The sequence below is a fragment of the Streptomyces sp. NPDC057623 genome, assembly GCF_042800355.1.
In the GTDB taxonomy this organism is placed as follows: domain Bacteria; phylum Actinomycetota; class Actinomycetes; order Streptomycetales; family Streptomycetaceae; genus Streptomyces.
Map to the genome: position 1 here is coordinate 81,400 of NZ_JBHVGZ010000040.1, position 9,004 is coordinate 90,403.

Sequence of the window (9,004 nt, forward strand, 5' to 3'; positions counted from 1 at the left end):
GGTGGGGGGAGAACGCGCGGGAAGAAAAACAAATCCCACCGAAAAAAACGAGGACCAAACAGAGAAGGGGGGGGGGGGGCCCGCGCCCCCCCCCCCCCCACTCCTGTGCCGGATCGCTCAGCGGAAGACCACCGTGCGGTTGTCGTCCACCATCACGCGGCTCTCGCTGTGCCACTTCACCGCGTGCGCGAGTACCTGCGCCTCCACGTCCCGTCCGACCGTGACCAGCTCGCCGGGGTCCAGGGAGTGGTCCACCCGGACCACGTCCTGCTCGATGATCTGGCCCTCGTCCAGGTCGGACGTCACATAGTGCGCCGTCGCGCCGACCAGCTTCACTCCGCGCTGGTAGGCCTGGTCGTAGGGACGCGCGCCCTTGAAGCTGGGCAGGAACGAGTGGTGGATGTTGATGGCGCGCCCCTCCAGCTGCTTGCACAGGTCGTCGGAGAGGATCTGCATGTAGCGGGCCAGCACCACGAGGTCGATGTCCAGCTCGCTGACCAGCTCCAGCAGTCGTGCCTCGGCCTCGGCCTTGGTGTCCCTGGTCACCGGGATGTGGTGGAAGGGGACGCCGTACGTCTGCGCCAGACCCTCGAAGTCGCGGTGGTTGGAGACGATCGCGGGGATCTCGATGTTGAGGGCGCCGGTGGACCTGCGGAAGAGCAGGTCGTTCAGGCAGTGGCCGAACCTGGACACCATGATCAGTGTCCGGGTCGGGGTCGAGGCGTCGCTGAGGGTCCAGGAGATGTTGTAGGCCTGGGCGACCGGACCGAACCGGTAACGCAGCTTCTCCAGATCGGCGTTCGGATCGGAGACGTCGAAGTGGACCCGCATGAAGAAGCGGTCCTGAAGTCGGTCGTCGAACTGCTGGCTTTCCAGGATGTTGCCGGAGTTCCGGACGAGAAAGCCGCTCACGGCGTGGACCAGCCCGGCGCTGTCGGGACAGGAGAGGGTCAGGACGTACTCACGGCCGGGTTGGGGTCGAGGGGACATGTGCGGCCTCCGTCGATGCGTATTGCACAACATGGTGAGCGATACGCAACATGGTCGGCCCGACCCCGCTCTTGGTCAAGGGTGACGGGGTGGATGAGCGCATGGCGAAATCGTCATCAGTCAACCTCTTGACGTCCGACTTGGTATTCGTCAGGGTGTTCCACCACAAGCAATTGGGTGCACGATGCGCAACGAATTTCTGTGGAAAGGCTCGGCGCGTGGCAGACCTGTATGTGGATGGCGAATGGCGGGATGCGGTGGCCGGCGGGCGCCGGGACATCCGGTGTCCCGCTGACGGCACGCTCGCGGTGACCGTCTCCGAGGGGACGCGCCCCGACACCGAGGCGGCGATCGCCGCCGCCCGGCGCGCCTTCGACGCGGGGCACTGGCCGGGCACCCCCGAGCGGGAGCGCGGCGCGCTGCTGCTGCGCACCGCCGACATCATCGAGCGCGACGCCGAGGAATTCGCCCGCGCCGAGTCCCTGGACACCGGGAAGCGGCTGGTGGAGAGCGAGTACGACATCGCCGATGTCATCTCCTGCTTCCGCTACTACGGCGGCATCGGGGGCACCGACGCCGGCCGGGTGATCGACACCGGCCGCGACGACGCAGTGAGCCGTGTCGTCTACGAGCCGGTCGGTGTGTGCGGGTTGATCACACCCTGGAACTACCCGCTGCTGCAAGCCAGTTGGAAGGTCGCCCCGGCGCTGCTGGCGGGCAACACGGTCGTCCTCAAGCCCAGCGAGCTCACCCCCTCCACCTCGATCCTGCTGATGAGGGCGCTGGCGGAAGCCGGACTCCCGGCCGGTGTCGCCAACCTCGTCCTGGGCGCCGGGCCGGAGGCGGGCGCACCCCTGTCCGAAGACCCCGCCGTCGACCTGGTCTCCTTCACCGGGGGCCTGGAGACCGGCAAGCGCATCATGGCCACCGCGGCCGCCGGCGTGAAGAAGGTGGCGCTTGAGCTCGGCGGCAAGAACCCCAACGTCGTCTTCGCCGACGCCGACTTCGAGACGGCCGTCGACTTCGCCCTCACGGCCGTCTTCCTGCACTCGGGTCAGGTCTGCTCGGCGGGCGCCCGGCTGATCGTCGAGGACTCGCTGCACGACGCCTTCGTCGACGAGGTGGTCCGCCGCGCCCGGCAGATCCGGCTGGGCGGCCCCTTCGACCCCGCCGCCGAGACCGGACCGCTGATCTCCGCACAGCACCTGGAGAAGGTCGAGGCGTACGTCGCGGCGGGCCTCGCCGACGGCGCCGTACTGCGCTGCGGCGGCGCCCGGCCCGACGACCCCGCCCTCGCGAACGGCCACTACTACCCGCCCACCGTCCTCGACGAGTGCCGGCAGGACATGCGCGTGGTGCACGAGGAGTCCTTCGGGCCTGTGCTCACCGTGGAACGCTTCACCGACGAGGACGACGCCGTACGCATCGCCAACGACACCGAGTACGGACTCGCCGGAGCCGTCTGGACGCAGGACGCGGGCAGGGCCCAGCGGGTCGCCCGGCGGCTGCGCCACGGCACGGTGTGGATCAACGACTACCACCCCTACGTGCCGCAAGCGGAATGGGGTGGCTTCGGGCACTCGGGCGTGGGCCGCGAGCTGGGACCGGCCGGCCTGAACGAGTACCGAGAGCCCAAACACATCTGGCAGAACATCCAACCCCGGCCGCAGCGCTGGTTCAGCGGCTGAACGCCGAAAGAAGGTCGAACGTGACCACACAGACCGAGGTGCCGCAGCGGCGCGGCACGCCCCAGGACTCGGGCTCCACCCCGGTCATTTCCGTGCGCAGGCTGTGGAAGGTGTTCGGGCCGAAGGCCGACCAGGTGCCGGACTCCGAGGAGTTGTGCGGCCTCTCCCGCCGCGAGCTCATGGACCGTACCGGATGCACCGCCGCCGTACGCGACGTCCACTTCGACGTCTCGCCCGGCGAGGTCTTCGTCGTCATGGGCCTGTCCGGCTCCGGCAAGTCCACGCTGGTGCGATGTCTCACCCGGCTGATCGAACCCACCGCGGGCGAGATCGTCTTCGAGGGCGAGGACATCCGCGAGGCCGACCCGGCGCGCCTGCGCGACCTGCGACGCCGCAAGTTCTCCATGGTCTTCCAGCACTTCGGTCTGCTGCCCCACCGCCGCGTCCTCGACAACGTGGCGTTCGGGCTGGAGATCCGCGGCATGAGCAGGGCCGAGCGCACCAGGCGGGCGCAGGAGGTCGTCGAACTGGTCGGCCTCGCGGGCTACGAGAACTCCTACCCCGACCAGCTCTCCGGCGGCATGCAGCAGCGCGTCGGGCTGGCCCGTGCGCTGGCCGGCGATCCGGACGTGCTCTTCTTCGACGAGCCGTTCTCGGCGCTCGACCCGCTGATCCGCCGCGACATGCAGAACGAGGTCATCCGGCTGCACCACGAGGTCGGCAAGACGATGGTGTTCATCACCCACGACCTCTCCGAGGCGCTCAAACTGGGCGACCGCATCCTCATCATGCGCGACGGCAAGATGGTCCAGTGCGGCACCGGCGACGAACTCGTCGGCGCTCCGGCGGACGACTACGTCCGCGAGTTCGTCAAGGACGTACCGCGCGGCGACGTCCTGACCCTGCGATGGATCATGCGCCCGCTGGAGGACGGCGACGCCTTGGACGGGCCCGAGCTGGGCCCGGACGTGGTGGTGAAGGAAGCCACCCGGGCGGTCCTCGCCGCCGACAAGCCGGTCAAGGTCGTCGAGGACGGCAAGCTGCTCGGCATCGTCGGCGACGAGGAGATCCTCGCCGTGGTCGCCGGACAGGAAGGCGACATGTGATGACCGTCGCCGTGGAGAAACGAGAGGACGCCGGCCAGGCGGCCAAGGAGGACGGGCCGGGCAAGGTCCCGCCGGTCCTGGCCGCACGCCGCGTCAGCCGCCGTATGGTCCTGGCCGCGATCGTGCTCGTCTGGCTGGTGCTCTTCGCCGTACTGCGCGGAAAGCAGACCCTGACGCTGGCAGCGGCGGACCTGACGGACCTGCACCGCTGGTTCAACGACGTCAACGACGCGATCGGCGCGGACCGCAACTCCAACCCGCTCTTCCTGTACTTCTTCAACGAGATCCGACTGGTCATCGACTCCTTGGTGAACTTCGTGCAGGAACTGATCTCCCAGCCGTCCGGCGACCGGCCGGTGCCGCAGATCGGCTGGCTCGGAGTCGTCGGCCTTGCCGGGTACGTCTCCTGGGCCGTGGGCAACTGGCGGGTGGCGCTCCTGGCCGTGGCCGGCTTCACCTTCTTCGGGCTGCAGGGCCTGTGGCAGGAGAGCATGGACACGCTGGCGCTGACCCTTTCCGCGGTCTTCGTGGCGCTGCTGTTCGCGATCCCGCTGGGTGTGTGGGCGGGGCTGTCCGACCGGTTCAACCGGATCGTGACGCCCTTCCTGGACCTCATGCAGACCATGCCGACCTTCGTCTACCTGGCCCCGCTGACCCTGTTCTTCCAGATCGGCCCGGCCTCCGCGACGATCGCCACCCTGATCTACGCGGCGCCGCCGGCGATCCGGATTACCGCGCACGCCATCCGTTCCGTACCCGAGACGACGGTCGAAGCGGCCGACTCACTGGGCGCCACGCGCAGGCAGACGCTGCTCAAAGTGCTGCTGCCGATGTCCAAACGGACCGTGGTGATGGGTGTCAACCAGACCATCATGGCCGCCCTGGCCATGGTGACCATCGCGGCTCTGATCAACGCGCCCGGCCTCGGCCAGACCGTCGTCCAGGCCCTGCAGTCGCTCGACGTCGGCACCGCGTTCAACGCCGGTCTGGCCATCGTCGTCATGGCCATCGTCCTGGACCGGGTCACCACCGCGGCGAGCGGACGGGAGGAAGCGGCCCGGCGCTCGAAGAACCCCCTCCTCCCGTGGCGGCGGCATCTGCTGGTGGGCGGTGGAGTGGCGGCGGCCGTGCTGGTGTATCTGTCGCACATGTACGTGTGGGCGGCCGAGTTCCCCGGCGAGGGCAGCACCGGCAGCACCATCGCCAAGGCCGCGGACAACGTGACCACCTGGGCACAGGACAGCCTGTCGGGTCTCACGAACGGCTTCCGCGACGCCATCACCAACGGTCTGCTCAATCCGTTCCAGACCCTGCTGACCGATTCCCCGTGGTGGCTCGTCGGTGTGGCCCTGATCGGGGTCGGCACGGTGCTCGGCGGCTGGCGCGCCGGGGTGACCACCGGCGTGTGTGTGGGCCTGCTGGTCGCCACCGGTGTGTGGTCGGACGCCATGACCACGATGGCCTCCACCCTCGTCGCCACCATCCTCGTGATGGTGCTCGGCATCGTCTTCGGGGTGTGGATGGGGCGGAGCATGATGGTGGACCGGCTGATCCGGCCCACCCTGGACGCCGCCCAGGTCATGCCGCCCTTCGTCTACCTCGTGCCGTTCCTCGCGCTGTTCGGCCCCACCCGCTTCACGGCCATCGTCGCCGCGATCGTCTACGGGGCCCCGGTCGCCATGAAGATCATCGCGGACGGGATCCGGGCGGTGCCCGCGACCACCGTGGAGGCGGCCACCTCCGCCGGGTGCAACACCTGGCAGATCATCACCAAGGTTCAACTGCCGATGGCACGCAGCGCCCTGACGCTTGCGACCAACCAGGGCCTGATCTACGTGCTGTCGATGGTTGTTGTGGGCGGCCTGGTGGGCGCGGGGGCCCTCGGCTACGACGTCGTGGCCGGATTCGCACGGGGGGAGCTGTACGGGAAGGGGCTTGCCGCGGGTCTGGCCATCGTCCTTCTCGGCGTCATGTTCGACCGGATCACTCAGGCCGCGGCGCGCCGCGCCACCGCTTAAGGAGCACGACACCATGGCAAGACACTGGCGAGCCGGCGCGGCCGGCCTGGCCGTCCTCGGCCTCACCCTCACTGCGTGCGGCGGGGCGAAGGTCGGAGACAGCTCCACCGCGGGCTCGGGAAGCTCGGGCAAGTGCGGCACCTTCAACCTGGCCGTCAACCCGTGGGTGGGCTACGAGGCGGACGCGGCGGTCGTCGCGTACGTCGCCCAGCACAACCTCGGCTGTACGGTCAACAAGAAGAACCTCAAGGAAGAGATCGCCTGGCAGGGCTTCGGCTCCGGCGAGGTCGACGCGGTCCTGGAGAACTGGGGCCACCCCGACCTGGTGAAGAAGTACATCGACCAGCAGAAGACCGCCGTGGACGCCGGCCCGACCGGCAACAAAGGCATCATCGGCTGGTACGTGCCGCCGTGGCTGGCCAAGGCGCACCCCGACATCCTCGACTACAAGAACCTCAACAAGTACGCGTCGAAGTTCAAGACGTCCGAGTCGGGCGGCAAGGGCCAGCTCCTCGACGGCGACCCGTCGTACGTCACCCACGACGAGGCGCTGGTGACGAACCTGAAGCTGGACTTCAAGGTGGTGTACGCGGGCAGCGAGACGGCGCTGATCCAGGCCTTCCGCGACGCCGAGAAGAACAAGAAGTGGGTGATCGGCTACTTCTACGAGCCGCAGTGGTTCCTGTCCGAGGTCCCGCTGAAGAAGGTCTCCCTGCCCGCGTACAAGACGGGTTGTGACGCCGACGCGGCGAAGGTCGCCTGCGACTACCCCGTCTACAACCTGAACAAGATCGTCAGTGCGAAGTTCGCCAAGTCGGGCAGCCCGGCCTACAACCTGGTGAAGAACTTCAACTGGACGAACGACGACCAGAACGAGGTCGCCAAGTACATCGCGCAGGACAAGATGACGGACGAGGCGGCGGCCAAGAAGTGGGTCGAGGCCAACAAGGACAAGGTGGACGCCTGGATCAAGTAGCGCCGGCGTCCGCCGCTCATGTGGTTGTTCTCCGGCCAAGGCTCCGTTGGTGTGTTGCGTGAACTGCCGGAGAACAACCTGTTTCGCCCGCGATTCCTCCCGAATTCCAACATGAAGCCCTCACCTGGAGCGTGGCCGCCGGCAAAGCGGTCAAGCTGCGGCAAAAATGATTTCCGAGGCCCGCGGTGAAGGCATCTCCCCGGTAAGATCTCGTCCGGAATGGCACGCGGTTACGACCAAACCCAAATTCATTCGGAAACGGGGAGACATGGGGATTCGCAAATATGTGCAGAGCGTTCTGATTGCCGGGATGCTGCTTGGGGCATCCATGTTCACGCCAGCCACTCAGGCTGACGCTGCAGCTGGGCAGTACCACTTGAACCTCGGTCAGAAGCTGACCGTCGGGAAGTGCATCGTGTCCACTGCTGGACAGCGCGGGGCTGTCGCAAAGCTTTGCATGGGCAAGTATGCCAACGCGCTCATCTACTACAAAGGTGTTCTAAAGGATGAGTTCGGACCGAATCATGTGACGTCGGCTCAGCCCAGGGCCTACATCACGCTCGCGTCCGACCACAACGTCAAGATTTATAAGTACTCCGGTGGGCCACTGCTGTTCAACAGCAAGACCGCCGGGAAATTTCCGGCGACCCAGCTGTGGATCGACTCCTGCGCGGCTCTTCCCTATTGGAACGTCGCCCTGGTCAAGCCTGGAAGCTTCAACTGGCCCTGGAAGGGCGAACACTGCGTCGGCTAGTTGTACCCGACCACCCCGATCTGACAGTTGTCGACCTTGCCTGTGGTGCCGGTGCACTGCCGCTGGACACCGGCCGAGGCGGTCCCCTTCTTGACGAACCCGGTCTCGTTACCGACCAACACCCCGGTCGGGTCCCCGATCGCCCGCACTACTGCCGTCCGCACGTCGTCGCGGTCGAAACACGGGCTGCACAACAACGCTTGCATCGAGTCCGGAGTGCCGTCACCAGCCTGCTCCGCCAGGGTCCAGCCGTTACGCCGTTCCAGCGGCGCCATCAACCCACGCAGATACTTAGCTTGAGTTTTTAAGGCCGGGGAGGCTGGCCAGGGACCCGGTTGGTCATGGGTGAAGCCCTTGGTTGATCATTCCTTCTTGCGACAGACGGAAGATCGACCAAGGGCTTCAGTTGATCAGTGTGCACGATGGCGGCGCGGTGGCTGCGCTGGGGGACCTGTCCCGGTTCCGTGAGGCGTTCTACCAGCGCCTGACGGTGCGGGCGGACGGGTTGTTCGAGCTGGCCGACGCGGTGCTGTGCGCCGACGGGCCGGTCACCTCGCTGGTGGAACTGTCGCTGGAACCTGAGCACCGGCGCGGCCACGGCAGCCTGTACGACAGCCCGAATCAGGGCCGGATCGACATCGGCCGGTTCCGCAATGTCATGGCCCGCCAGTCGATCCCCCGCGGCGACGGCGGCCGGATCGTGCTGGGGATCGACGTCAGCCACTGGCTGCGACCGGACGCGAACACCAGCCCCGAACGACTGTTCTGCCACACCTGCGCCCGCGGCAAGGGCCAAGCCCAGATGATCCCCGGCCGGCCCTACTCCTTGGTCGCGGCCCTGGAACGCGGCCGCAGCTCCTGGACGGCGATGCTCGACGTCCAGCAGGTGCGCCCTGCCGATGACCACACCGACCTGGCCGCCACCCAGCTGCGCGCCGTCATCGACGCGCGATGTCGAGATCGACGTGACCGTCGGCGTCCCCGCTGATCCGCCGCGACATGCAGAACGAGGTCATCCGCCTCCACCACCAGGTCGGCAAGACGATGGTGTTCATCACCCACGACCTCTCCGAGGCGCTCAAACTGGGCGACCGCATCCTGATCATGCGCGACGGCAAGATGGTCCAGTGCGGCACCGGCGACGAGCTGGTGGGCGCCCCCCGCCGACGACTACGCACGCGATTTCGTGAAGGACATGCCTCGCGGCGACGTCCTGACCCTGAAGTGGGTCATGCGGGCGCCGGAGGACGGCGACGCCTTGGACGGGCCCGAGCTGGGCCCGGACGTCGTGGTGCGGGAAGCCACCCGGGCGGTCCTCGCGGCCGACAAGCCGGTCAAGGTCGTCGAGGACGGCAAGCTGCTCGGCATCGTCGGTGACGACGAGATCCTCGCGGTGGTCGCCGGGCAGGAAGGCGACGAGTGATGACCGTCGCCATGGAGAAACCGGACAAGACGGAGACAGGGGAGAAGCC

Annotated in this window: 7 protein-coding genes and 2 pseudogenes; 7 read left to right on the plus strand and 2 right to left on the minus strand. The window is 67.4% G+C overall.

The window, feature by feature from the left end; all coding sequences use genetic code 11:
- Positions 1-117 precede the first annotated feature (117 nt).
- The gene (gene purU, locus ACFU95_RS32145) at positions 118-990 is read right to left on the minus strand and encodes a formyltetrahydrofolate deformylase (RefSeq protein WP_383834728.1); all 873 of its coding nucleotides are present in this window, start codon (positions 988-990) and stop codon (positions 118-120) included.
- Between the two features lie 218 nt (positions 991-1,208).
- Between purU and ACFU95_RS32150 the strand changes: the two genes are divergently transcribed.
- The 5 genes from ACFU95_RS32150 (at position 1,209) to ACFU95_RS32170 (ending at position 7,532) form a co-directional block, all read left to right on the plus strand.
- Positions 1,209-2,678 (plus strand): aldehyde dehydrogenase family protein, encoded by a 1,470-nt coding sequence (locus ACFU95_RS32150; RefSeq protein WP_383834731.1) that lies wholly within the window; start codon positions 1,209-1,211, stop codon positions 2,676-2,678.
- Positions 2,679-2,698: 20 nt separating this feature from the next.
- Positions 2,699-3,784 (plus strand): glycine betaine/L-proline ABC transporter ATP-binding protein, encoded by a 1,086-nt coding sequence (locus tag ACFU95_RS32155; protein WP_383834733.1) that lies wholly within the window; start codon positions 2,699-2,701, stop codon positions 3,782-3,784.
- Positions 3,784-5,802: an ABC transporter permease gene (locus ACFU95_RS32160; protein WP_383834736.1), complete on the plus strand. Its 2,019-nt coding sequence runs from the start codon at positions 3,784-3,786 to the stop codon at positions 5,800-5,802. Before ACFU95_RS32155 ends, ACFU95_RS32160 begins: the two co-directional genes overlap by 1 nt.
- 13 nt (positions 5,803-5,815) lie before the next feature.
- Complete coding sequence (locus tag ACFU95_RS32165; protein ID WP_383834739.1) at positions 5,816-6,778, plus strand: ABC transporter substrate-binding protein; 963 nt, start codon at positions 5,816-5,818, stop codon at positions 6,776-6,778.
- 268 nt (positions 6,779-7,046) lie between these two features.
- The gene (locus ACFU95_RS32170; protein WP_383834742.1) at positions 7,047-7,532 is read left to right on the plus strand and encodes a hypothetical protein; all 486 of its coding nucleotides are present in this window, start codon (positions 7,047-7,049) and stop codon (positions 7,530-7,532) included.
- Between the two features lie 11 nt (positions 7,533-7,543).
- Here the strand turns inward: ACFU95_RS32170 and ACFU95_RS32175 are convergent.
- Positions 7,544-7,825 (minus strand): annotated as a pseudogene (locus ACFU95_RS32175) (transposase); the annotation flags it as partial.
- A gap of 140 nt (positions 7,826-7,965) precedes the next feature.
- On the opposite strand from ACFU95_RS32175, the gene ACFU95_RS32180 reads away from it, so the two are divergent.
- A complete protein-coding gene (locus ACFU95_RS32180; protein ID WP_383834744.1) occupies positions 7,966-8,520 on the plus strand; it encodes a transposase in 555 nt (184 codons plus the stop codon).
- Positions 8,514-8,955 (plus strand): annotated as a pseudogene (locus ACFU95_RS32185) (glycine/betaine ABC transporter ATP-binding protein); the annotation flags it as partial. The gene ACFU95_RS32180 and the pseudogene ACFU95_RS32185, both read left to right, overlap by 7 nt.
- Positions 8,956-9,004: the final 49 nt, after the last annotated feature.

Coding starts and splice junctions, on each gene's coding strand:
- purU (WP_383834728.1), bottom strand. CDS start 990: ATGTCCCCTCGACCCCAACCCGGCCGTGAGTACGTCCTGACCCTCTCC.
- ACFU95_RS32165 (WP_383834739.1), top strand. CDS start 5,816: ATGGCAAGACACTGGCGAGCCGGCGCGGCCGGCCTGGCCGTCCTCGGC.
- ACFU95_RS32160 (WP_383834736.1), top strand. CDS start 3,784: ATGACCGTCGCCGTGGAGAAACGAGAGGACGCCGGCCAGGCGGCCAAG.
- ACFU95_RS32170 (WP_383834742.1), top strand. CDS start 7,047: ATGGGGATTCGCAAATATGTGCAGAGCGTTCTGATTGCCGGGATGCTG.